The sequence below is a fragment of the Arcobacter sp. L genome (assembly GCF_000284235.1).
Classification (GTDB): Bacteria; Campylobacterota; Campylobacteria; order Campylobacterales; family Arcobacteraceae; genus Aliarcobacter; species Aliarcobacter defluvii.
This window is the reverse complement of record NC_017192.1, coordinates 544,398-569,055: the sequence shown is the minus strand read 5'-3', so window position 1 is coordinate 569,055 and position 24,658 is coordinate 544,398. Positions and strand designations below refer to the sequence as shown.

At 24.3% G+C, this 24,658-nt stretch carries 26 protein-coding genes; 4 read left to right on the top strand and 22 right to left on the bottom strand.

Annotation, left to right across the window (positions count from 1 at the left end; genetic code table 11):
• Positions 1–63 precede the first annotated feature (63 nt).
• The 4 genes from ABLL_RS02915 to ABLL_RS02900 are packed head-to-tail and all read right to left on the bottom strand — an operon-like array spanning position 64 to position 2,002.
• Positions 64–924, bottom strand: coding sequence for a polyprenyl synthetase family protein (locus tag ABLL_RS02915; protein WP_014473288.1), 861 nt, complete (start codon positions 922–924; stop codon positions 64–66).
• A 4-nt stretch (positions 925–928) separates the two neighbouring features.
• Positions 929–1,249, bottom strand: a complete 321-nt coding sequence (locus tag ABLL_RS02910) for a YbaB/EbfC family nucleoid-associated protein (protein WP_014473287.1) — start codon at positions 1,247–1,249, stop codon at positions 929–931.
• Positions 1,242–1,625 carry an aspartate 1-decarboxylase gene (panD, locus tag ABLL_RS02905; RefSeq protein ID WP_014473286.1) on the bottom strand — a complete coding sequence of 128 codons (384 nt, stop codon included), beginning with the start codon at positions 1,623–1,625 and terminating at the stop codon, positions 1,242–1,244. Before panD ends, ABLL_RS02910 begins: the two co-directional genes overlap by 8 nt.
• A gap of 14 nt (positions 1,626–1,639) precedes the next feature.
• The gene (locus tag ABLL_RS02900) at positions 1,640–2,002 is read right to left on the bottom strand and encodes a ferredoxin (RefSeq protein ID WP_014473285.1); all 363 of its coding nucleotides are present in this window, start codon (positions 2,000–2,002) and stop codon (positions 1,640–1,642) included.
• 149 nt (positions 2,003–2,151) lie between these two features.
• Here ABLL_RS02900 and ABLL_RS02895 point away from each other — a divergent pair, with 149 nt between their 5' ends.
• Positions 2,152–2,682 (top strand): peptidylprolyl isomerase, encoded by a 531-nt coding sequence (locus ABLL_RS02895; RefSeq protein ID WP_014473284.1) that lies wholly within the window; start codon positions 2,152–2,154, stop codon positions 2,680–2,682.
• 21 nt (positions 2,683–2,703) lie between these two features.
• Here ABLL_RS02895 and ABLL_RS02890 read toward each other — a convergent pair whose 3' ends face one another.
• From ABLL_RS02890 to ABLL_RS02815, 16 genes are all read right to left on the bottom strand, one after another.
• Positions 2,704–4,056 (bottom strand): response regulator, encoded by a 1,353-nt coding sequence (locus ABLL_RS02890; RefSeq protein WP_014473283.1) that lies wholly within the window; start codon positions 4,054–4,056, stop codon positions 2,704–2,706.
• A 6-nt stretch (positions 4,057–4,062) separates the two neighbouring features.
• Complete coding sequence (locus ABLL_RS02885) at positions 4,063–4,542, bottom strand: chemotaxis protein CheW (protein WP_014473282.1); 480 nt, start codon at positions 4,540–4,542, stop codon at positions 4,063–4,065.
• A gap of 73 nt (positions 4,543–4,615) precedes the next feature.
• Entirely contained in the window at positions 4,616–5,869 is a 1,254-nt protein-coding gene (gene xseA / locus ABLL_RS02880) for an exodeoxyribonuclease VII large subunit (protein WP_014473281.1), read from the bottom strand.
• Between the two features lie 23 nt (positions 5,870–5,892).
• Positions 5,893–6,603 (bottom strand): bifunctional demethylmenaquinone methyltransferase/2-methoxy-6-polyprenyl-1,4-benzoquinol methylase UbiE, encoded by a 711-nt coding sequence (gene ubiE / locus ABLL_RS02875; protein ID WP_014473280.1) that lies wholly within the window; start codon positions 6,601–6,603, stop codon positions 5,893–5,895.
• A 27-nt stretch (positions 6,604–6,630) separates the two neighbouring features.
• Positions 6,631–6,879, bottom strand: coding sequence for a hypothetical protein (locus ABLL_RS02870; protein ID WP_014473279.1), 249 nt, complete (start codon positions 6,877–6,879; stop codon positions 6,631–6,633).
• Positions 6,876–7,667: an AAA family ATPase gene (locus tag ABLL_RS02865; protein WP_014473278.1), complete on the bottom strand. Its 792-nt coding sequence runs from the start codon at positions 7,665–7,667 to the stop codon at positions 6,876–6,878. The genes ABLL_RS02870 and ABLL_RS02865 overlap by 4 nt, the downstream gene beginning before the upstream one ends.
• Positions 7,668–7,745: 78 nt before the next feature.
• On the bottom strand, positions 7,746–8,570 hold the full coding sequence (locus ABLL_RS02860; protein WP_014473277.1) for a TIGR00282 family metallophosphoesterase: 825 nt from the start codon (positions 8,568–8,570) through the stop codon (positions 7,746–7,748).
• Between the two features lie 46 nt (positions 8,571–8,616).
• A complete protein-coding gene (locus tag ABLL_RS02855) occupies positions 8,617–11,034 on the bottom strand; it encodes a PAS domain-containing sensor histidine kinase (protein WP_014473276.1) in 2,418 nt (805 codons plus the stop codon).
• 1 nt (position 11,035) lies between these two features.
• Positions 11,036–12,985 carry a PAS domain-containing sensor histidine kinase gene (locus ABLL_RS02850; RefSeq protein WP_258239364.1) on the bottom strand — a complete coding sequence of 650 codons (1,950 nt, stop codon included), beginning with the start codon at positions 12,983–12,985 and terminating at the stop codon, positions 11,036–11,038.
• A gap of 111 nt (positions 12,986–13,096) precedes the next feature.
• Positions 13,097–13,471 carry a response regulator gene (locus ABLL_RS02845; RefSeq protein ID WP_014473274.1) on the bottom strand — a complete coding sequence of 125 codons (375 nt, stop codon included), beginning with the start codon at positions 13,469–13,471 and terminating at the stop codon, positions 13,097–13,099.
• 1 nt (position 13,472) lies between these two features.
• Positions 13,473–14,882 (bottom strand): methyl-accepting chemotaxis protein, encoded by a 1,410-nt coding sequence (locus ABLL_RS02840; RefSeq protein ID WP_014473273.1) that lies wholly within the window; start codon positions 14,880–14,882, stop codon positions 13,473–13,475.
• A gap of 72 nt (positions 14,883–14,954) precedes the next feature.
• Positions 14,955–16,061 carry an aminoacetone oxidase family FAD-binding enzyme gene (locus ABLL_RS02835; protein ID WP_014473272.1) on the bottom strand — a complete coding sequence of 369 codons (1,107 nt, stop codon included), beginning with the start codon at positions 16,059–16,061 and terminating at the stop codon, positions 14,955–14,957.
• Positions 16,062–16,090: 29 nt separating this feature from the next.
• A complete protein-coding gene (locus ABLL_RS02830; protein WP_014473271.1) occupies positions 16,091–17,338 on the bottom strand; it encodes an ArsS family sensor histidine kinase in 1,248 nt (415 codons plus the stop codon).
• Positions 17,335–18,036, bottom strand: coding sequence for a response regulator transcription factor (locus ABLL_RS02825; protein WP_014473270.1), 702 nt, complete (start codon positions 18,034–18,036; stop codon positions 17,335–17,337). The genes ABLL_RS02830 and ABLL_RS02825 overlap by 4 nt, the downstream gene beginning before the upstream one ends.
• A gap of 12 nt (positions 18,037–18,048) precedes the next feature.
• Positions 18,049–19,020: an IS30 family transposase gene (locus ABLL_RS02820; RefSeq protein WP_014473003.1), complete on the bottom strand. Its 972-nt coding sequence runs from the start codon at positions 19,018–19,020 to the stop codon at positions 18,049–18,051.
• 111 nt (positions 19,021–19,131) lie between these two features.
• The gene (locus ABLL_RS02815; protein WP_014473269.1) at positions 19,132–19,611 is read right to left on the bottom strand and encodes a Spy/CpxP family protein refolding chaperone; all 480 of its coding nucleotides are present in this window, start codon (positions 19,609–19,611) and stop codon (positions 19,132–19,134) included.
• A gap of 164 nt (positions 19,612–19,775) precedes the next feature.
• Here ABLL_RS02815 and ABLL_RS14880 point away from each other — a divergent pair, with 164 nt between their 5' ends.
• Both ABLL_RS14880 and ABLL_RS02805 read left to right on the top strand, forming a co-directional pair.
• On the top strand, positions 19,776–21,497 hold the full coding sequence (locus tag ABLL_RS14880) for a diguanylate cyclase (protein WP_014473268.1): 1,722 nt from the start codon (positions 19,776–19,778) through the stop codon (positions 21,495–21,497).
• The gene (locus ABLL_RS02805) at positions 21,494–22,498 is read left to right on the top strand and encodes an endonuclease/exonuclease/phosphatase family protein (protein ID WP_014473267.1); all 1,005 of its coding nucleotides are present in this window, start codon (positions 21,494–21,496) and stop codon (positions 22,496–22,498) included. Before ABLL_RS14880 ends, ABLL_RS02805 begins: the two co-directional genes overlap by 4 nt.
• Positions 22,499–22,652: 154 nt before the next feature.
• Here the strand turns inward: ABLL_RS02805 and ABLL_RS02800 are convergent, their stop codons facing one another.
• Positions 22,653–23,645, bottom strand: a complete 993-nt coding sequence (locus ABLL_RS02800; RefSeq protein WP_014473266.1) for an AraC family transcriptional regulator — start codon at positions 23,643–23,645, stop codon at positions 22,653–22,655.
• A 107-nt stretch (positions 23,646–23,752) separates the two neighbouring features.
• Between ABLL_RS02800 and cowN the strand changes: the two genes are divergently transcribed.
• Positions 23,753–24,067, top strand: a complete 315-nt coding sequence (gene cowN / locus ABLL_RS02795) for a N(2)-fixation sustaining protein CowN (RefSeq protein WP_014473265.1) — start codon at positions 23,753–23,755, stop codon at positions 24,065–24,067.
• Between the two features lie 61 nt (positions 24,068–24,128).
• Here cowN and ABLL_RS02790 read toward each other — a convergent pair whose 3' ends face one another.
• A complete protein-coding gene (locus ABLL_RS02790) occupies positions 24,129–24,653 on the bottom strand; it encodes a GNAT family N-acetyltransferase (protein ID WP_014473264.1) in 525 nt (174 codons plus the stop codon).
• Between the last annotated feature and the right edge of the window lie 5 nt (positions 24,654–24,658).

The window sequence follows — 24,658 nt, the reverse complement described above, 5'->3', positions numbered from 1 at the left end:
ATTTTAATAGATTTTAGATAATTTGTCAAGATATTTGAGTTAAATTGACTAAGAGTCTTAAATTTACTTGTGTCTATTTATGAATTTTAAAAGTAACTCTTCTAAAGAATCTTTTAAATTTGAATCAAAAGTATTAAGTATATTAATACATTTTAATGCTAATTCATCAGCACTTTTTATAGCTCCTTCTAATCCTAAAAGATTTACAAAAGAGTTTTTAGCACCATCATTTTGAGTTGTTTTTCCTGCATCTCCTGAACTACAAGTTTCATCAATAATATCATCTTGGATTTGAAATAACAGTCCTAAATCAATTCCAAAATTATAAAGTTTATCTTGAATTTCAAAATTATATTCACTTATAATTGCTCCCATCTTAAGACTTGCAGCAATTAATTTTGCAGTTTTATGAATATGTAAATATTCTAATTGATTAAGTTCTAATTTTTGATTTTCAAAAAAACAATCTATTGCTTGACCAATTATCATTCCATTAATTCCACCATTTGTTGCCAAACATTTGATTAGTTCAACTTTTATATCATTATGTAATGAAGCATTTGCAATTAAATTAAAAGCTTCTGTATTTAAAGCATCTCCAACTAAAATAGCAGTAACTTCATCATATTTTTTATGTAAAGTTTGAAAACCTCTTCTTAAATCTGCATTATCCATAGCTGGTAAATCATCATGAATTAAAGAATAAGTATGTAAATATTCTAATCCAAGAGCAACACTCATTGCATTAGGAAGAAGTAAAGATTTATTTGATTTTACAACTGAAAGTAAAAGCATTGGACGGAATCTTTTTCCACCAGCTTTTAACATATCACATAAAGCATCTTCAAAATATGGATGAAAAGTTTTTGAAGAAGGAAGATTATTTAATAAATAATCTTCAAAAGAGTCTAATAAATTTTTCATATAATTATTTTTGTCCAAAAGAACCTAAACCACCCATTAGGTTCATTGCCATCATTTTTTTATTTTCATCACTTTGTTTTATTACATCATTCATACATGAAATTAATAAAATTTGTAAAGAATCTTTATCTTCAAGTAGAGAATCATCTATTTTTAAATCAATAACTTCTGAATTTCCATTAATAGAAATTTCTACCATTCCTCCACCAGCTTTTGATGTAAAAATTTTTGAAGAATTTTCATCTTTTGCATTTTTTGCCATATCTTGAAATTGATTTAACATATCACCTAAGTTTAAATTTTTTAAATCAATTCCATCAAACATGGTCACTTCCTACTAATTCATTGGTTATTAATTCAATATTATTTTTTTCATCAACTAATACTACAGTTGGTTTATAATTTTTTAGTTCAGATTCTGAATATGAAGCATAAGAGATAACAATGATTTTATCACCTATTTCTACTTTTCTTGCTGCTGCTCCATTTAGACACATATCTTTAGAACCAGCTTTTCCTTTTATTACATATGTTTGGAATCTTTCACCATTATTAATATTTACTATATCAACTTTTTGACCAACTCTTAAATTTGAAGCATTCATTAATTCTTCATCAATTGTAATTGATCCAACATAATTCAAATTAGCATCTGTTACAGTCGCTCTATGAATTTTACTATATAGCATATCAAATGTCATATAACAATCCCTCTTTATTTTACTAAATTAATTGGTTCACCCCAAAATGAAGAAGGTATTAAATACTCTTCTACTGGTTTACCACCTAATATATGTTCTTCAATTATTTTATCTATTTTTTCCTTAGATAGGGAAGAGTACATAAAATGCCCTGGCTCAACTAACATCAAAGGTCCCATCTGACATCTTCCTAAGCAAGAAGTTCTAACTATTTGAACAGGTCCCATTAAACCACTTTTCATTAAACTTTGTGCAGCATGATTAAATAAATCTCTTGTATTTTCATTAACACATGATGGTTTTGGCATTCCAGGAGGTGAACTTTGCTCGCATTTAAATATATAAAATGTTGGTTGAGGGATAGATGGCATTTCCATAGTTTTTCCTTTCTTAATTAAAAACATATTATAACAATTTCGAGAATTTTAACACTTTTTTTTTAAATTCTACTAAAACAGCTTTTTTATTTTTTTTTAAATCTAATATAATATACTAATTTCCCAAAATCTATAAATAAAGGGTTTATATGAAAAAAATTTTATTCATTCTATGTTCTTTAGTGTTACTTTTAGAGGCAGCAAATCCAACGGCTATTTTTGAAACATCAAAAGGTAACATAGAAATTGAGTTAAGACCTGATTTAGCTCCTAAAGCAGTTGAAAATTTTGTTACTCATGCAAAAAATGGTTATTACAATAATCAAATTTTTCACAGAATTATAAAAAACTTTATGATTCAAGGTGGTGATCCAACAGGAACAGGAATGGGCGGTGAGTCAATTTGGGATAAGCCATTTGAAGATGAATTTGCACCAAATGCAGTTTTCGATAAAGCTGGTATTTTAGCTATGGCAAATAAAGGACCAAATACAAATGGTAGTCAATTTTTTATAACAACTGTTCCAACTTATTGGTTGAATGGAAGACATACAATTTTTGGATATGTGAAAAATGGTTTTGACGTAATACAAAAAATTGAAGCTACACCAACAAATAAATATGAAGGTGATAAACCTTTTGAAGATATAAAAATCATATCTATTTCAATAAAAGAATAAATCAAGAAAATCTTGATTTATTTAACCAAATATTTTACTTAATAAACTTTTATCAGCGTGAGCGATTATCTGTTTTTCAAGATTTTCAACTCTTTGTGTTTCCATCTTAGCTTTTTCTTTCCAATATTCAAGTTTTTGTAATAAAACTTCATCTGATTGAACCGAATCTAGTTGTTCAGTTAATTCACTTATTTTATCTTCAAGTTCTGTGATTTTTTCATCATAATTAACTTTTAATTGGGAAATACTTTTTTCATCATTTTGTTCAACTTGTGATAATTTATCTTTTAATTTTTTAATTTCTAGTCTTAAATCACTATTTTCTTTTGACATTTTAAAAGCAATATTTGAAGTTGAATTCTTTTTATATAATCCAATCTCTGTTTTAAGATTTTTATTTTCTAGTCTATATTTTTCATTACTATAAATATATTTATCAATATTTTTTATTGCATGCTCAAGTTCAAGTTGTGTAGTTTCAAGTTTGTATTTTAATTCATTTATAATACTATTTTGCTCTAAACTACCCTCTTTACTTTTTATATAGATATCACTTTTATCTTTCATTAAAGCAAGTTGTATTTCTCTTTTTTTATTTAACTCTTCTGTTATATCTTTTTGAATTGAAATTGCGCCATTCATCTCTCCTGTCTCATCAAGAGTTGGTATAACATAAGCGTCTGTATTGTAAAAAGTTCCATCTTTTTTTAAATTTTTTAATTTTCCCTGCCACGGTTTATGGTTTAAAACTTTTGCATATAAGTTTGTATAAACTTCACTAGCTACATCAGGAAATTTTAAAGATTTAAGCTCTTTTCCTATTAATTCATGAGAATCAAATCCTGAGATTTGACAGAATAAATCATTTACATATGTTATATTTAAATGTATATCAGTTTTTATTACAATGTTGTTTGAATCTAAAATTTCTTTATATCTTGATAATTCTTCTTGTTGTTGTTTTAATAAAAACTCTTGATATAAATTTGAAGCAATATCATTCATTAAACTCAATAGATTTCTTACATCTATAGGTTTAACAATATATTCTTGAACTCTTAATTTTATAGCTTCTGCTAAAAATTCAGTATCGGAGTGAGCTGTTGCAAAAATTACTGAAACTTTACTATTTATACCTCTGATTTTTTTTACCATTTCTATTCCATTTAGATATGGCATATTAATATCAGTTAAAACAATATCAATTTCATCTTCATTTTCTAAAAAAGTTCTAAGTCCTTCTTTCCCATCTTTTGCTACTAATACTTTCGCAAAAAAATTACTTAACAGTTGAGATAACTCTAATCTTATTACATCATCATCTTCAACATATAATAAAATGAATCTTTTTAGTAAACTTTTGTCAACACTCATTTTATCTTAATCTTTTAATTCGTCTTTAGCTACAACTCTTTCAATATCCATAACTACAAGCATTTGGTTATTATCAAGTCTAACATAACCTTTTAAATATTTAGATGGAATTGCTGAACCCATTTCTGAAACAGGAGCTAACATACTTGTATCTAATTTTTGAACATCATCAACTAAATCAACGATTATTCCTATCATTCTTTTATCTTCAGTAATAACGGCAATAACAGAAGTATTTTCATCATAAGTACCAGGACCTGTATTAAATTTTATTCTAATATCTAAAATAGGAACCACTTCTCCTCTTAAATTAATAAGACCTTTGACCCATTTTGAAGTGTTTGGTAAAGGAGTAATATTATCAGGATATGTTAAGATTTCTCTAATTTTTGGTAATTCTATCGCATACTTCATTGCACCCAATTCAAATGTCATAAATTCACTTGTATTTGCGTAATTTACAACTTTTTTGTCATTACTTTCCATAAATATTCCTTTTAATATAAGACAAGTATTTAAAACTTGTTTCTTATTATTTTACCTACACTAAACTTAAATTCTATTGTTTTTCAATTTTATTCAATATACAGCTTGCAATATATTTTGGCGTTTGTAACTCTATTTCATCACCTATTTTTACATTATCTAAAGAAATTATTTTATTGTTTTTAGAAATTTGAACAAAGCCATTTTTATCTTTTTTATCTGGATGATTTAATTCAAAATTTGATTTTAATAAATCTATTTGATTTTGAGATTTCACTAAAATTGAAGAAAAAGAATTTTTCAAACTACTAACTAACAAATTCAACTCATTTTGTGAACTCAAGATTTTTTGAGATAAATCAGTTTTAAAAGAAGATTTTAAAAGATTGATTTCTGTTTGAATAAATGTAAATTTTGTTTCTATTGAATTTTGTTCTAATAATCGTTTCATATTTAGAAGTTCTTGTTGTTTATTAAATATAATATTTTTAAATCTATTATTATATTCAGTTGCCAAAGAATCTAAATAAATTCTATGTTCATTTATATCTGGAAGTGCAATTTCTATTGCATTTGATGGAGTTGCAGCTCTTATATCTGCAACAAAATCACTTATCATATAATCAATTTCATGACCTACAGCTGAAATAATTGGAGTACGAGCAGTGTAAATAGCATTTGCAACTATTTCTTCGTTAAATGCCCATAAATCTTCTACACTTCCACCACCACGACCAACAATCATAATATCACAATTTAAACTATCTGCAAATTTTATTGAATTTACTATATCAAAAGCTGAACCTTCACCTTGAACTAAAGTTGGGACTAAAATAAACTTTGTTAAAGGCCATCTATGTGATGCTACTTTTTTCATATCTTCAATAGCAGCTCCCGTTGGACTTGTAACAAGGGCAATTTTTTTTGGATACTTAGGTAAAATCTTTTTATGAGTTGATTCAAAATAACCTTTTGCTTCAAGTTTATTTTTTAATTGCTCAAAAGCAAAAGCTAAAGCACCTTTCCCTGATGGTTCAATTTTATTACATAAAATTTGATAATTTCCCCTTGGCGCATAAATAGTTAAACTTCCAGTTATTACAATTTTTAGACCATTTTCAAGCTGAAATTTTAAATATTTTGTATTTCCTTTGAACATTACACAAGAAATTGTTGAGCTTTCATCTTTAATTGAAAAGTAAATATGTCCTGAATTATGATAAGTAAGATTAGAAATCTCTCCTTCAACATAAATTTGAATAAATGTTGTTTCAAGTAAAGATTTTATTTGAACATTTAAAGTTGATACAGAAATTGGTGGATTCAAAAGTTTACCTTATTGCAAAAAAATCAAAGTTTTTTTGCAATAATTAAAGTAGAAATATTCATAGAGAAAGCTTTAACATGAATTGGTTCAAGTCCTGCAACTTTTAACTCTTTACATAAATTTTCTGTTGTTAAAAATTCATCAATTGAGTTCGGTAAATATGTATAAGCTTCTTTATTTTTTGAAATTAATCCACCTAAAGTTGGAAGGATTTTATTCATATAAAAATCTGTTACATGATCTAATAATTTCTCTTTTTTATTTTTTGTAAATTCATTTATTACAACTAAACCATCTTTTTTAAGAACTCTTGCAAACTCATGAAAAGCTTCTTGTCTTTCTACAACATTTCTAATTCCATAAGAAATAGAAACTATATCTGCACTTTCACTTTCAAGAGGCATTTGTGTTGCAAAAGCTTCTATAAATTCAACATCTGGAAGTTTTTTCTTTCCTACTTCCATCATTCCAACACTTGGGTCAATTCCAATAATATTTTTTAAATCAATTTTATTTTCACTTGCAACTTGTTTCCAAAATAAAATCATATCTCCTGTTCCACAAGCAACATCTACAATTTTATCAATATTGTTTTTTCCATAAAGTTCAAAAGTTTTATTACAAGCTTTATTTCTCCATGATTTATCTATTCCCATTGACAAAATTCTATTTGCTACATCATAAGTTCCTGCAATGTCATTAAACATTGATACAATTTTTTCTTGTTTTCCCATTTTAGTTATTTTCCTAATTCTTATTTTTTATAAAAGATATTTTCCAATTAATAAACCAACTATCAATCCAATATTAGCTGCAACTGCAATATACATATATGAAAGTTTTTTATCAGCATATGGAAGTTTATTTATAATATCTTCTTGATGTTTTAAAGTTGTTTCAAAATTTTGAGATGATTTTTCAAGATTAACAACAGCTTTTTTTAAAGCAATTTCTGAAAATTCCATTTTTTCAACAAGCTCTTTAGCTTGTTTAAAACTCATATCACTCATTTTTTGATTTCAATCCATCTATCTAAATCACAAAATATTTTATTTAGAGTATTTAAAACATAATCTTTTGCTTCGGTTTGTATTCTTCTAAAGAAAAGATATTTTCTTGCACTTTCAATATCTCCAACTTCTTTTGCTTTCATAGCTTTTGCTGCAAAATCAGTGTTATTATAAGCCATTTCCCAAACTGTACTTCCTAAGTATCTACTCATAGTAATTACTTTATCATTTTTTACGGGAAAATATTTTGGATCTTTTACAAAATCACAAATTACAGAGTTTGAATCAAGATATTTATGTCCAAAAAAGTTTATAAATTGTTCACTATAATAATCTTCATCCATTGAAATTGCTCTATTTAAAGCAAAGATTATATTTTCTTCTGGATTTTTTTCAATCTTCCTAATTTTTTTCATAGTTGCAATTGCATTTTTCCCATCAAGTTCACCATCACCTAATGGAATAATCCATTTTACATTTCCAAAAGAACCTACTTTTTTAATTTCATCAAGAACTAAAGATGATGTTTTATTTCCGCCAACATCAACTATAACTTCATGATTATCATCCATCAAAATCAATTCATCAAGTTCATTTAATTTGTTCGTTCCTAACATTTTTTTGTTTACGATTTCTGTTCTTGTAAATGATTTTGAATCATTATTTTCATCATCAATTTCGATATAAGTAACTTTTTTGCCATGTTTTTTATATAAATAAGGAGCTATAACTTGCATAGCAACAGTAGATTTTCCTACGCCACCTTTTGTTTGTGGAATTATAATCATCAATTAAACCTTTGGATTTCGTTTCATAGTCATAAAGTGATTTTATTTTATCGAAATTTTCATTAATTCCACATACCATTATTCAGTAAAAGCTTCTGTTATTATTAGCTTTTGATTATTACAATATTTTTTTATTTTAAAACTATTCGTAGCTTTTCCATCTTCAATATCTGTAACCATAATTTGTAAAATTGATTTACAAGAATTTGGAACTTCAAAATGTCCACCAATTCCTGTTGTCACTTTTTGAATAGGTACTTTTGAATCCATTCCAATTACATTATCTCTACAACCTGTTAATCCAATATCAGTTAAATATGCAGTATTTTCAAAAATTTGTAAATCATCTGTTCCCACATGAGTATGTGTTCCACAAATTGCACTTACTTGGTTTTTAAACATCATTAGCATAATTCTTTTTTCACTTGTAACTTCTGCATGAAAGTCAATAAATATATTTTTAATTTCATCTTCATGAAGTTTGGTAATTAATCTTGTAGCCCAATTAAAAGGATTTTCTACTATTGGCATTCCAAATTGTCCCATTAGATTTATAACAGCTAATTTTTCTATACCATTTGAGGTATTTACTTCACAAATTTTAACTCCACTTCCAACTAAACCTTCGGGATAATTATCGGGTCTTAAAACATTTGTTGTTTCAAGTAAAGCCATCATATCTTTTTTCTTATCAAAACTATGGTTTCCACCTGTAATTAAATCAATTCCTGCTTTAAAAAGCTCTTTTGCACTTTCAACAGTTAAGCCAAAACCATGACTTGCATTTTCTGCATTTGCAATAACAAAATCAATATTATATTCTTCTTTGATTTTTGATAAATTCTCTTTTATAATTTTTCTTCCAGGACGACCTACAATATCTCCTATAAATCCTATTCTCATCTATCTTCTTTATAAAAAATTTTTCTTATTGTATAAAAATAAACTTTTATTCTTCTTCACATTTTTTTAATCTTATTTCAAATACAGCACCATTTTCTTCATTATAAGCTTTTATAATTCCTTCTTGTTCATCAATTATTTTTTTTGCTATATTTAATCCAACACCCATTCCACTATGTTCTTTTGAAGAAACAAATGGTTCAAAAATATCATTTATAATTTCTTCTTTTATTCCACCTGCACTATCTTTGAACTTTATAATTATTTGTTCGTTTTCCTCAAATAGTAAGATATTTAAGACTCTTTTTTCATAATCTTCGACTTTTATTAATTCATCTAATGCATTATTAATAACTATTATCCAAACTTGTTCAATTCTTTGTTTTTGAACTTTACTACAAAATACAAATTCATTTTTATTTATAGAATCTATATCAAAAAGTTTTTCATTTAAATATATTTTACAAACTTGTCTTGAACGATTATATGCCATTGTTAATGAAGTAATCAATGTACCATAAATATTAGTACGTTCTTTTATCTCTTTGCTACTTTGTGACATTTCTCTCATTGATTCAACTATATTTGCAATTCGATTTATTCCTTCTTTCATTTTCTCACTATCATATTTCATTCTATTTCTAATTTCATCTTCAGGTAAATCTAAAATATCATAATACATAAGTTCAAGATTTCCTTTTATATATGTTAAAGGAGTATTTATTTCGTGAGCTATTCCAGCTGCTAATGAACCAATTGAAGTTAATTTTGCATTTTTTATTTGTTCTTGTTGATGAAGTTTATCTTTTTGGATATTTTTTTCAACTTCTTGATTTATTCTTTGTTCTAGATTTTGATTCAATTCTTGTAACTTTCTTTTATCTTCCAAAGAATTTACCACAAAAACTAGATGTTCTTTATCAGAAGACAAAATACTCAAAGACAACTCAAGATGAATAAATGTACCATTTTTTCTTACAAAAATTTTTTCTAAATTGGAAATATTTCCTATTTCTCTTACTTCTTGTAAAATCTTCTGTAAAATTTTTCTTGAATCTTCAGTTATAATATCTGTACAGTTCATACTCAAAAGTTCTTTACTGTTATATCCTAAAAATTTACTAAAATTACCATTTAACTTCACAAAATTTCCAGTTGAATCAATTAAAGAGATTCCACTATTTACATTCTCAAAAATTGCATTATATTGTTCAACTTGCTTATTTAAATCTACATACAATTCTTCAATTTTCTTTTTATTTGTAATATCCGTACAAATTACTGTATATCCTACAAGTTTTTTATTTTCAAATATTCCTTCAACAAATAAATCAATCCAAAATGCTTCAGAATCTTTTTTACTTCCTTTTATTTCTCCGACATAAGATTGACCACTTTTTATCTGTTTCCAAATTCTTTTTTGTTCCTTTTTTTTCATATCTTTATGAATTAAGATATTGTAGTTATAACCTATTAATTCACCTTTTGAATAACCTAAAAAATAACAAAATGCATAACTTGCATCAATTATAATATTATCTTTTGTAAGTCGTACAAACATAATATGTTTATCTATTACTTTTTGATTTTCATTTAATTCTAAAAAATTCTTTTTGATACTTAAATCTAATTTTTTATTTTTTTCTTCAACTTCTGTATTTAACTTTGCAATTGGACCTGAAAATAATAAAGATAAAAATAAAGCTATACAAAATCCAACTATAATTATTGATTTATAATAATCTTTAATATAATCGTTAGTAAAATCTTCATTTTTAATTATAAACTCAAAATATTGATTATCATTGAGATAAATTTTTTTTGAAATGATATTATTTCTTAAATTTAGATTTTTATTTATTGAAGAATCACTAGGATTTATTATTGATGTTTTTTTCAAAAAATCATTTTCGATTTTATTAAAAACTTGGGCAAAATTTATTTTAAAAACATAAAAATTATTCTCATTTCTTAGAATAAAATCTATTTGTGAAATATTTTCTAAATTTGAGTTGTAATGAAGAATCTCTTTTGGTTTTAAAACTCTCATATCTTTAAAATATTTTTTTGTAAAAATACTTTTTAATTTCTCTTCATTTATAACTTTGATGCCATCAGAAATCTTTTCAATTCGGAATTTTTCTTTTGAATCTAATCCTATTATTTTAAAAGTGTAAATATTTTCATCGTTAAAAACACTATTTTCAACAAACTCTATTATTTCTTCTTTATTTTTTGCTTTAGCAATATTACTTTGCATCAAAGCTATTTTTTCGTCATAACTTTCTAAATAATAATTGAAAAATTTCTCTTCTTGATTTAATATATTAATTGTTTCTTTTTTATCTTTTTTTTCATTATGATATTTATAAAAGTTATTAAATGCAAAACTCGAAAATCCCAGTAATAAAACTGCAAAAACAATGAAGGCTAAAAAAAGTTTTATATAAAAAGAGATTTTCATTTTAATTTTCTTCTTTATCTAATTTTATGTAATAAATTGTGTAATATTCATTGTTATTACACCAAAATAAACCTTTGTTTTTTTCTATAAAAAGTTTTGATAAATATAAAGGTGTATCAAAATATTTTTCTTCAGAATTTAAAATTTCATTTATAATATTTTTTTTATTTATCCCTTTTATATTATCTTCAATTTTTATTATAACATCGTTTTGTTTATCTGTATTTTCAAAAATTGCTGTTATATATATTGTTACATTATCTTCACTGTTTAACTTTGAATATTCAATTGTATTTTTTATTATATTCATTATAATATTTTTTAATTCATTAAAAGAAATATTCATATTTATTTCTGGTTTAATATCAAATTTAACTTTAATATTTTGATTTTTCAATTCTTCTTTCAAACTAAAAATTGATTCACTTACAACTGATAAAAGATTTGTTTTTTCTCTATTTCTTGTACTAAAAAGATATTTGATTTCATTTAACATATCTGATAAATTTTTTAATTCAGTTTCAACATTTTTTTCAATATCAAATAATGAATTTTTATCTAAATTAATATTTTTTATTTTATTTAATTTTTGAATCTCAAAAGATATTTTAGAAATTGGGATTTTCCATTGATGAGCAAGAGAATCTAAAATTTTTGACATTAATTGAACTTTTGTTGTATCAACTAAAGATTTATCTTTAATTTTTATATCATTTAATTTATTTGATAAATCTTCTTTTAACAATCTATTTATTTTTTCAAGTTGTTTTGTATCTGTAATATTAACTCTAATTGAACTATAACCTTCAATTTCATTATTGTTATCATATCTTGGAAAAATCACCGCTTTTACCCAATAAGAATTTCCAAACTTATCTTGGTTTTTTATTTCACCTTCCCAAATTTTACTTATTTTTAAATCTTTCCATAAATTTTCAAAAAATATTTTTGAGACATCTGAGTGTTTTAAAATATTTATATTTTTTCCTATAACTTCTTCTTTTGAATAACCTGATAATTTGTAGAAAGGTTTTGTTGCAAAAATTATATTTCCATCTAAATCAGTTTCAACTTTGATAATATAATTATCTATTTGATTAAATAACTCTTGATATTTTTTGTTTGAAATATTTCTTTGCATTTTTAAATAATTTGCTCTAAAAAGAAGAAAAAATATGAATAAAAGTACCAAAATTAGGATTAACAATAAATTATTAACATATTCATCTATTTGTGCTAATTCATTATTTTTATCTTTATCATATGCTAATAAATAGATATTATTTTTATAAAAATCTGAACTGCATAATGGTATAAAAATAATTGGTATTTTAGTTTGATTCTCTTTTAAAAAAAATAGAATTTCTTTTTTATTATTTAAATCTAAAAACAATTTTTCTTTTTTATTTTTTGAAATATTAAAGAAAAAATCTTCGTTTAAATGAAAATTATCAGAGATTACTTCTCTATAGTTTAGATTTGTCTCTTTTTCCAATTCTTTAATCAATAAATCAAAATTAAACTCTAAATTTATTACTCCAATAAATTCTAATTTTTCATCAAAAATTGGTTTAGAAAATTGTAAAAAAATTTTGTTATTTTGTAATTTATAATTTGATAATTCTTTTTTATTTTTTATTACATTTTCCACAGTTTTTGAAGTAAAATTATCTTTTGAATTTTCTTTCATACTTAAAATTAAATCATTAGTAGTAGAGTAAAAACTAGCTTCTTCTAAACCTAAGGTTTTATAAAATATGAAACTATTTTCAAAATTCTTATAAATTTCATTTGATAAAAGGGTTAAATCTAAATTATTTTTATTCTTTAAAATTTCAATAAGTTTTTTCTCTTTGATAAATTCATTGAAATAAATTAATTCAGAATTATTTTTATAATTATTAAAATATATTGAATATTCTTTACTTACAAACTTTTTATAATTTTCCAAAGAGTCTTCAAACTTCTTTTCCTCAAAATTATTTAAAGTTAATATAAGTAAAAAGAAAGAGAGTATAAAATAAAAAAAATACCTAATTTTTAGGTTTTTATTATTCATTTATTATGACTCTAAAACTTCTATTATCTTTTTTTCTAAAAGTTGTAAAGAATCAAAAGGTTTCATTACATAGTTTGTAGCACCTTCTTTATGAGATTTTAGAACTTTATCTAATGTTGAATATGCAGTCATCATGATAACTTTTTGAGAATCATCTTTTGCTTTGATTTTTTCTAATACTTCCAATCCATTCATTTGAGGCATCATAATATCCAAAAGGATTACATCAAAATTATTTGTTTCAATAGAACCCAAAGCTGAAACAGGATTTGAATATGTTGATACAGAAAAATTTGGATTTCTTGCCAGAAATCTACTTAGCACATTTAAAATTTCTGTTTCATCATCAATAATTGCTATTGAATATCTTTTACTCATCTTATTTTCCTTCAAATAATTTTTTTGCGGCTTCTTTCATAACCAAGTCATTTTTTTCTTCTAAAATCTTATCTAAATAGATAAATACTTGTTCACTTCCTTGTTCTACCAATTCTATTTTATCTTCAATTAATTGTTTTGAACAAGAAACACTATGTCCTGAACACTCTTTTGCTAAAAGATTTGCTTCATGATGAACAATATGATGATGTTTTTCTAATCCTTTATATGATGGAACATAACTAAATTGTTCTTTTCCTAAACCTGTATCATACCATTTTCCTAATCTACAACTATGATGGTCAACTGGTTTAAAGTTATGTTCTCCACCAAAAATCAATTGGTATAAATTATTTTTATAAATAACGTGGTCTAATTTTGCAAGGTTTATAAATATTTTATTTGAAATACTTTCTACTTCATAAACTGATCTATTTGAATTTTTTTGGAAAGTATTCATTAGTTTACTTAAAATATCAATTCTTGATTTAGTAACATTTACAACATCAGATACAGTTTCAGAACTACTTTTTATCTTTTCAGTTTCATTTTGAATTGAAGTAACTACATCTTTTATTTGTTTTGCAGCATCTGCACTTCTTGTTGCAAGATTTCGTACTTCAGCAGCAACTACAGCAAATCCTTTTCCTGCTTCTCCTGCTGTTGCTGCTTCAACTGCTGCATTTAAAGATAAAATATTTGTTTGAAATGCAATTTCTTGAATTATATTAATAACTTGCGCAATATCTTTACTTTTTGTAACTAATGAAGTAACAACATCATTTTCAACTTCTATTTCTTTATGTAAATTATTTGTATCAACAACTATTTCGTTAATTAAATTTAAACCTTCAGTTGAACCATTTGCTGTTTCTTTAGATTCTTTTGACATTTCTTGTAATTCATCCAATAAACTTAAATAAGTTTGTTGAGTTGTATCTAATGATTTTGTCATATTTTTATTGTGTCTTGATAATAAACCACCATCTTTATTATCATGAATAGAAGTTTTTCGTAATGAAACTATTTTATAATTCTCATAATTTTTTACTTCAATATTTGCTTCACAATCTTCCATAATCAAACGATTACTTCCATTTAGAACTGTTTCTAAAACAATTGAATAATCTTTGATATTTGAACTTGCTAATTTGTTTGCAAAAAATAGCTCATTTTTTTCACCAAAAACAACTAAACCTTCTTCTTGTGAAAAAGAAGCTATTTCTTTGAATAATTGAATAGATTTTTCATTATTGTTTGTTAAATCTTTTATTCTTTCAGAACTACTTTGTTCAATATCTGAAATTTTTGCAATTTCTGAATCTTTTTTTTCTAGTTGATTTTTTAATTCTTCAACCTCTTTTTCTAAACGAATAATTTTATCTTCCAAATTCTTATTACCAAAAAACATACCAAACCTCAATACACAGTGATTTAATAAATATAATAACTAAAATTCTATAAATATATACTAAAAATAACGTTAAATACTATTTAGTTGTTTTACACAAACAATCGCTTCACTAAAAGCTATTTGAAAATTAAAGCCACCTAATTCACCAGTTATATTTAAACATTCACCAATAAAATAAAGATTTTTTTGTTTTAAGCTTTCAAAAGTGTTATGATTTATTTCATCTGTATTTATTCCACCTTTTGTTACCTCAGCCTTTGAATAACCAAAATTACCAGCAGGTGAAAATTCATAATTTTTTAATAACTTTAATTTTTCTAATTCTAAACTTGTTAATTTTGAAGTTGCTTTATCTTCAAGTTCAATAGAGTTTAAAAATTCTTGGATAAATCTTTTTGGAAGAGGTAAAGCAGAAGAGATATTTTTATTTCCAACTAAAAAACTTTCTAATCTTTTTTTAGGTAAAAAATCGATTAATATTTTTCCTTTTTTCCAATACAAAGATGTACTCAAAATAACAGGACCTGAACAACCTTTATGTGCAAATAAAAGTGAACCTTCAAAATATTTTCCTTCAACAGAAGTTATAACATTTGTAGAAATACCTGCAAGATTTTTAAACCAAAACTGCTCTTTTTGTACAGTAAATCCAACAAGTGCAGGTTCAAGTTTTATTATAGAGTGTCCAAATTTTTTTGCAATATCAAAACCAATAGAACTAGCTCCTAAAACTGGATAAGACAAACCTCCACTTGCAACTACAAGTTTTTTTGCTTCTATTATTTTTGAATCTGTTTTTATTTTATAAACTTCATCAAAATCTACATCTAAAACTGTTGTTCCTAAATATTTTTTTACATGAGTAGTGAGTTTTGTAAACATATCAATAACATCTTGACTAGAATTACAAAAATATGTTCCTTTTACAATTTTTGGATTAATTTTTGGAAAGACTTGATTTTTATTTAAAAAAGCTAACAAATCATCTTTTGAGAATTTTTTTAATAACTCTTTTACAAACTCTTCATCACCTAAATAGTTTTTATATGTTACTAACTCATTTGTGATATTACATTTTGCTCCACCACTTACTTTTACTTTAGGAGCAAGTTTTAGACTTGTATCAATTAAACAGATATTTTTATATTTTTTTTTATTTAAATTTGAAGCAAGCATCAAAGCACTTGCTCCTGCTCCAATAATTGCTATATCGTAGATGATTTATCCTTTTTACAAACAAATCTATTTATTCCATCAACATATTCATATTCTAAAATATATCCATTTGCTTTTAAAATATTATGAACTATATATAATCCTAAACCAAAAGAGTCTTTTGATTTATCTTCATTTGAGAAAAATGGTTCAAAGTATCTTTCAAATGGTTCGTCTAAAGCTTTTCCTTCATTTTCAAAGATTATATTTTCATCTTCATTTTTTATAATAACTTCTTTATTTGGTGAATATTTAACGGCATTATCTATTAAATTCTTAATTGCAATTGAGAATAATTTAAAATTAACCTCTAATTTTTTATTTTCATATTTTGAAATAATATGCTCATCTTCAATCATTAAAATATCTTTTGCATTATCTACAATATCATCTAAAAAATAAAATTTTTTCTCTATGTTTTTTGAACTTGAAATCAATTCTTCTATGGAAGCAAATTCATTGATCAATGATTCTAATCGATTAAATACAGATTTTAATTTTTCATTATTTTGTTCATTTTGTTCTAATGAAGTTAAAAATTTACCTTTTGTTATTGGAGTTTTTAATTCATGCATAATATTTCTAATAAAGATATTTCTAGCTTCTTTTAGACTTTTTAATTTTTCTGCTGACTTTTTAAATTCATTGGCCAAAAGAGAAACTTCATCTTTACCTTTAAGATTACAGCACTCAAAATCAAAGTTCTCATCACCTAAAGTTTTTACTTTGTCTTTTAATACTTTCAAGGGCATCAGTTTTCGTAAAGTGATTAAATAAATTAAAATAATAGTTATCAATAAAATCGTAAATACTAAAATAATATAAATATGACTGTTGCTGTTTATAGTATTTTCATCTTTTATTAAAACTGTATCACCTTTTCTTTTCATATAAACATAATTCGTATCATTTAGATTTAAGATTCTAAAAACATCATTACTTTTTGGATGGATTCTTTCAAATAAAACTTTTGTTTTATGATTATATGTAATACTATTTATATCTGACATTTCTGTCAAAAGGCTATAATTCATTTCAGTTAAATTTTTTATAAAAATATCATCAAATTTAAAATCTTGTCTATTTACCATTTTTGAAACAGGCATATATTTATCTAAAAGACGTCCCTCTTTCATCCTAAAATCATGAGTTAAAAGTATTAAAAAACTGATACCTACTAAAAGTATCGATATTATAAAACTTACTGCTATTGTAAAAAATATTGATTGTCTATTCATTGTATAAATTTATATCCCATTCCTCTAATTGTATGTAAATATTGTGGTTCTTTTGGATTCTCTTCTATTTTATGTCTAATTCTATTTATTATAACTGCCAAAGAACCAGAACTTTCATAATCTTGATTTAATATATCTGAATTTTCAAAAATATCTTCTCTACTTATTACAAAACCTTCTCTTTTTAATAAAAGTGATAATACTTCAAACTCACCAGCTGTTAGTTTTATATATTTACCATTTTTTGTAATCTCTTTTTTTTCTTCATTAAGTACAAATATTTTATTTTTCGATTCATCTTCTTGAATATTTGAGTGATTAAATCTTCGTAAAATAGTTTTTATTCTAACTTCCAATTCTCTTGGATCATAAGGTTTTGGTAAATAATCATCTGCTCCCATTTTAAGTGCTGTTACTTTATCAGTGATATCACTTCTTGCACTTGAAATGATAATTGGGATATCAAAATCTTTTACTATTGCTTTACAAACATCTAATCCATCCATTCCAGGAAGTGTTAAATCTAAAATAATCAAATCATATTTGTTTATTTTTAAAGCCGAAAGAGCCAAATATGGCTCTTCGAAATTAGTAACTTCCATATTAAATTGCTTTAAATACTGGCATAGAACTTCTGCTAATTCTAAATCATCCTCTATCATTGCAATTTTTATCGCCAATTCAAGAGATAAATGCATAAATTCACCAAACTAAGCTGTTAAAACTTTTGCAACTTTAGCATAAAAAACCTCAGATGGAGTTTTGTAACCAAGAGATTTTCTAGGTCTGTTATTTAACCTGTTTTGTATTTCTCTAATTTCTCTTCTTTTGACTTTAGTGAAATCTGTTTGTTTTGGTAAATACTGACGTATTAAACCATTTGTATGTTCATTTAATCCTCTTTCCCATGAATGATATGGATTTGCAAAGTAAAACTTTGTATCTAAAGCTTTTGATACTTCTTCATGATAAGCAAACTCTTTACCATTATCAGAAGTAATTGTATGAGTAATTGCTTTTATTGGATAAAGCATATCAATTAAAGCTTGTGTAACCACATCAGCTTTCTTAGAATCAACTTTTTTGATGAGAGTAAACTTTGTTGCTCTATCAACTATTGTAACTAATGCTCCAATATGGTTTTTACCAATGACTGTATCAATTTCAAAATCACCAACTCTTTTTTTGTATTCAACAACTTTTGGTCTTTTCTCAATTGATACTCTATTTTTAATAATTCCTCTAGAGTTATAGTCATTTCCTCTCTTGTGATACTTTTTGTTTTTATGACGTAGCATTAAATATAACTTTCCACCATGGCATTTATTTTTGTAGATATATTGATAAATAGTTTCATGTGATACATAAGAAAGCTTTTGTAATTTCATTACTCCTGATATTTGTTCAGGAGACCAATCTAATTTTAATTTATCTTTGATGTAATTCATTACTTTTCTAGTAAGCTTTAAATGCTTTGATTTATATTTGTGTCTATAGAAACTAAACTGTTCAGCAAGTTCTGGTTTATAAATACCTTCAGAACTATTTCTCTTTATCTCTCTACTAACAGTGGATTGTGAAATACCTAAAGTATTTGCTATTTGAATTTGAGTGTATCCAACTTTAGTGTAAGCAGATATTTGATATCTTACTTTTAGGGTTAACTGTGTGAATTTTCGCATAAATATTTTTCCTGTTTTTGGCGAAATAAGGATAACAAAATATTTGTTAACCCCACTTACACCTTTTCTTCAGAAATTATGCATTTATGATTTGAACTTAGGTATCAAAATTTACCCTTTAATTCTATCTTGGAATCTTTGTTCCATTTTTTCTTTTCTTAAATCCATTAGAACTTTTAATTGTTCTTTTTGTTTATCACTTAATACAGCATATGATTTTTCAATTACATCTGCTTGAGATTTTAACATATTATCTCTTTTTTCACTCATAATCTGAATATATTTAGCTTTATCAAAACCTTCTTTTGTAAATGCTTCGTCAAAAGTTTTATCATTTTTTCTACTATTTTCAATGATTTTTTTGATTTGATTTTCTTGATCTGCTGTTAAGTTTAGCTCTTTAAATATTCCAAAAATATGATTTTCACCTCTTAGTCCATTTTTAGAAAATTTACCTTTTTCCATCATACATTTAAAATCACCTTTTCTCATATCATCTTTTTTACTCATTTCACCATTTGCTGCATATAATCCACCTGTAAAAAGTGAAGCTATCACTAATCCTGAAACTATCTTATTTTTAATTTTCATTTTAAATCCTTTATATTTGATATATGAAATTATGACAGAGTGAATTTAACCATTTTTAAATTTTATCTTAACGATTTTTTAATGAATAATAAAAAATTCTAATATCAGAAAATAATGTAACTTTAGATAGAATACACATAAAAAAAATAAAAGAATAATAGTACGTGAAATTATCAAAATTTATAAGAAGATTTATCTTTATTACTGCCTTTACATCAGCTTTATTAGCTTTTTTAATATCAATTCTTTATCAATACAATAATTTTGAGAATGACAGCCTACATATCAAAAATGAATTAACTGAATTAAAAAAAAGAGAAATAAAACAAGAAGTATTAACTGTTTATAAACTAATTGAATATAGAGAGAGTTTATTAAATAAATCAAAAGAAAAATTATCAGCAGAAGAGTTTGAAGAATTAAGAAAAAAAAATCAGGATGAACTTCTTGATTGGATAGCTTCACTAAGATTTGAAAATAGTGGTTATATTTTTGTAAATTCAACAGATGGTAAAACTTTAGTTTTTGAAGGTAAAAAAGTAGATAATCCAAAAGCGCATCCTTATCCTAATCTTTTCAAACAACAAATTGAAGCAATAAATCATAATGAAGGTTTTTTTTCATATAAATTTAAAAAGTTAAATACAGTTGAAGAATTTGATAAAGTATCATTTGTAAAAAAATATGAAAAATATGATTGGATTATTGGCTGTGGAGTTTATTTAGATGAAGTTCAAAAAGAATTAAATAGAAAAGAAGAAGTATTTAATCAAACAATTAATTATCAAATAAAATCTATTCTAGTAATTTTTATTTTAATTCTAATTTCTATCTATTTTATTTCAGAAAAAATATCAAAATATATTAATAACAATATAGATACGCTTATTTATTCTTTCAAAAAAGCTTCAAAAAACAATGAAAAAATAAATACAAATGATTTAACATACAAAGAATTTATACTTCTTGCAAATAATTTAAATAGTATTTTAGAAAATAAAAATAAAGTAGAAAAAAGACTTCAAGATTACATCCAAATTGTAAATCAAAATGTAATTATTTCTTCAACAACAAAAGAAGGAATTATTACAGATGTAAGTGAAGCTTTTTGTGATATTTCAGGTTTTTCAAGAAAAGAGTTAATTGGGAAAAGCCATAATATAGTAAGACATCCAGATACACCAAATGAATTTTATGAAGAGATGTGGAATACTTTGTTAAGTGGAAAGAGTTGGAACGGTGAAATAAAAAATAAAAATAAATCTGGAAATGATTATTGGGTTTATGCAATTATAAAACCTGTTATAAAAAACAAAGAAATTCGTGGTTTTACAGCAATTAGATCAAATATTACAAACAAAAAATATATCGAACAACTCTCTATTACTGATGAATTAACTCATCTTTATAATAGAAGATTTTTTAATACTAAAATCCTTGAAGAGATGAATAGAGCAAAAAGAGAAAAAAATTATCTATCTTTACTCATCATTGATGTTGATTATTTCAAACAATATAATGATACTTATGGTCATCAACAAGGAGATGTTATATTAGAAAAAGTTGCATCAGTTTTAAAAAATAGAACAAATAGAGCAAGTGATTTTGCATTTAGATTAGGTGGAGAAGAGTTTGCAATAATAACTACTTTAGAAAAAGAAAAAGCTATTGAATTTGCTGAAGTTATAAGAAATGATATTGAAGAGCTTAAAATTGAACACAAATCAAGTACTATCTCAAAACACTTAACTATTTCTATTGGATTAGTTTCAAAATATGCAATAAATATAGAAAATAGTGATAAACTTTATAAAGAAGCTGATGATAACCTTTATATAGCAAAAAAACAAGGTAGAAATTCAATTCACTATAATGAAGATAAATGAAAATAAGAATAGGAACATTTAATCTTTTTCAGTTTGTTGAACCTCCTTTTTCTTGGTATACAAAAAAAGAGAAATTTACAGATAAAGAGTGGGAAGAAAAAACAGCTTGGATAAAAAAACAAATTCATGTTATGAACTGTGATATTATTGGTTTTCAAGAAGTTTTTTCCAAAAATGCTTTAAAAGAGTTATTATTAGAATTAGGTTTTAAATACTTTAAAACTATTGATAAAGCAAAAATTGATAAAAAGAACGACTTGATTTATATAAGTACAACTGTTGCTCTTGCTTCAAAATTTCCTATTAAAAATTTAAAAAAAGTTGAAACAGATTTTTCAACATTAAAAAAACATAATATTGAAGGCTTTTTCAGATTTGCAAGAGAACCAATAAAAGCTACTATTATTTTACCAAATCAAAAAGAGATAAATTTTTACGTTTGTCATTTAAAATCAAATAGAGAAAATGAATTTGAATATATTTTTACAAAAACTGATAAATTAGAAGATAAACTAAAAAAAGTTGAAGTTGCTTTAAAAAATAACTACTCTTTATCTTTAAAACAAAGACTTTGTGAAGCAAGTTCTTTATACTCAGATATAAAAACAAATAGAAATCCTTCTATTTTAGTATGTGATTTAAATGATAAAGAATTTTCTTTAACAATTGATGCTTTAACAAATAAAAAATATCATGAGGAAAATCTAAAAAAAGATGATTTTTTACTTTTAGATGCTTATCATCTACATAAAATAAAAGTAATAAATCCCCATCCTGAGTTTAAAGGTGTAAAAAGAACTCCAACAAGTTATTTTGCTGGAAAAGGAAATGTTTTAGATTATATATTTGTTTCTAAGCACTTTAATAAAAACAATAAATTTCATATAGGGAAAATTACATCTTATGAAATTTTTGATGAACATTTACAAAAAAATCAAAATGGCTCACTTTTAAAAAGTGATCATGCACAAATTGTATGTGAAATTGAAATAAATCAATAATAGACACTTTTTATACACTTCTATTTAGTATAATTCCAAATAATAAATTTTTAATAGTTTATTATTAAGGGCATTTTTATAGATATAAACTACTTTAACTCGTTCAAGCTCTTCCTAATTAAAAAAAGAGAAAGTGTGCTTTCTTTCTCTTTTTTTATTTTTTTTCTTTTGGTGTTTTTTTATTCCATTTTTTGTATGCTCTAAAAAATGAGCTAGGTTCACTATACCCCAACATAAAAGAGATATTTGATAAATCCATTTTTGTATTATGTATATAATGTTCAGCTAATTTTTGTCTGATTTTATTTAATGCATCTCTAAAAGTTTTATTTTCAGCTTTTAGATAGTTTTGTAAAGTTCTTGGAGTTGTTCCCAAATTTGATGAGATTAAATTTATAGTTATCTCTTTTTCTCCAATATTCTTAAAAATCTCTTTTTCAACTTTTGAATACCAAGATTTTAACTCTTGCTCATCTAAAATCTTTTTTGCTTCATTTTCAAAATATTCAAGCATTGAAGAGTTTGAATTTTTAACAGGAATATCCAAATTATTTTTTTTAAAAAATATTGCATTTTCATCTTTACTAAAAAATATATTTTCTCCAAAGATTTCTTTATATTCATTTACATTTTCATCAATACTTTGTGAAAAATATGTAAATTCTGGAAATACCTTTTCTCCTAAAATCTGAGTTAAAATTGAAACTATCGAAGATAAATGAACTTGCGCATGAAAACTAGGAACTGGAATCATTGGATTTTCATTTATATAAATTGCTAATTTATAATAAACCTCATCTTCAAAAAAATGAAATTTAAAATATCCACTAATTAGTTTTTGATAAGCGTTAAACTTTTCAATCATCTCTTTTAAATTATTTGTATTTAAAAGTAAATATCCTAATAATCCTAATGATTGATAAGAAACAGCTTGTCCAATATGTAAAGCTAATGCTTTATTATTTGATTTTTTCATACAATATTTAAATATGCAAGATAAATTTTTACTATCTATTTTTCCATCTATTTTAGTTAAATCATCCATAGATAAATTAACTTGTTCTAACATATTTCCTATTGAAATATTTGTTATTTTTTCTAAAGCTTTTAATACATAATGAAATGTAACAGTTGATAATTCTGTCATATTTACCTTTATTTTCGTAAAATGTCACTAATTCTTCACATTATAACATAGGGAATTTTTTTAATAAAAGTAAAATTGTATATAAAATAATTGTAGGGGGATTTTTTATGTCAAATAATGATATCAGAATAGATGAAAGGTATATAAGCTTTAAAAATATAAATTGTTTTGAAAATGCTTGTTGTGTGATTGATAATATGCTTAGGGTATTAGAAAACCCAAAAAATATGAATATCTATTGGAAAAAAATAGTTCCAATGATTCCAAAAGCATATTTTACAAGAGACCCAAAAGATGATGAAAAAGAGGCTGTTTTATATCTTGTATGTTCAAATTCTTTTTATCTTGATGAACTTTTTGAAAAAGCAAATGACGAAAAAGGAATGAAAGCTTTAAGTGTTTGTGAGTTGGAGTGTTGTTAAATATTTTAACTTAGAGATTTAAATAAAATTTATTAAAATCTCTAACTTTATATAAATTAAATTACTTCTGAATAATTTTTTTCAATACTAAAAGTTTAAGTTTTTCATTTGTATTTTCTTTCCAATACTCTGATTTTGGGAACTCTATGAAACTATTTGTATTTAAATATCCTCTTCTTATATAATATTGCATTAGTTCTGTTCTTGTAGATATTACTTCCATTATAAAAGTAGATTTTTCCCAAAGTTTAGATGAGCTATTTTCTGCAAATTCTAAAAGTTTTTTTCCTATTCCACTTGCTTGAGATTTTGTATCAACTGCAAATAGTCCAATGTGAATACTTTCACCTTCAAGTTTGGCTTGAATAGTTCCAACTATTTTATTTTCAATTTTTGCAATATATGTTTTAGTATTTTTTTCTTCTAAAATCTCTTTCATCATATTCTCATTTACTCTAATTCCACTTAGTAAATGAGATTCAGTAGTCCAAGCATTATCTTTTTTTTCTGCTCTATAAGCTTGATTTATTAAAACAATAACTTCTTTTATATCTTCTTTTTGTAGTTCTTTAAATTGTAAATTCAATGATT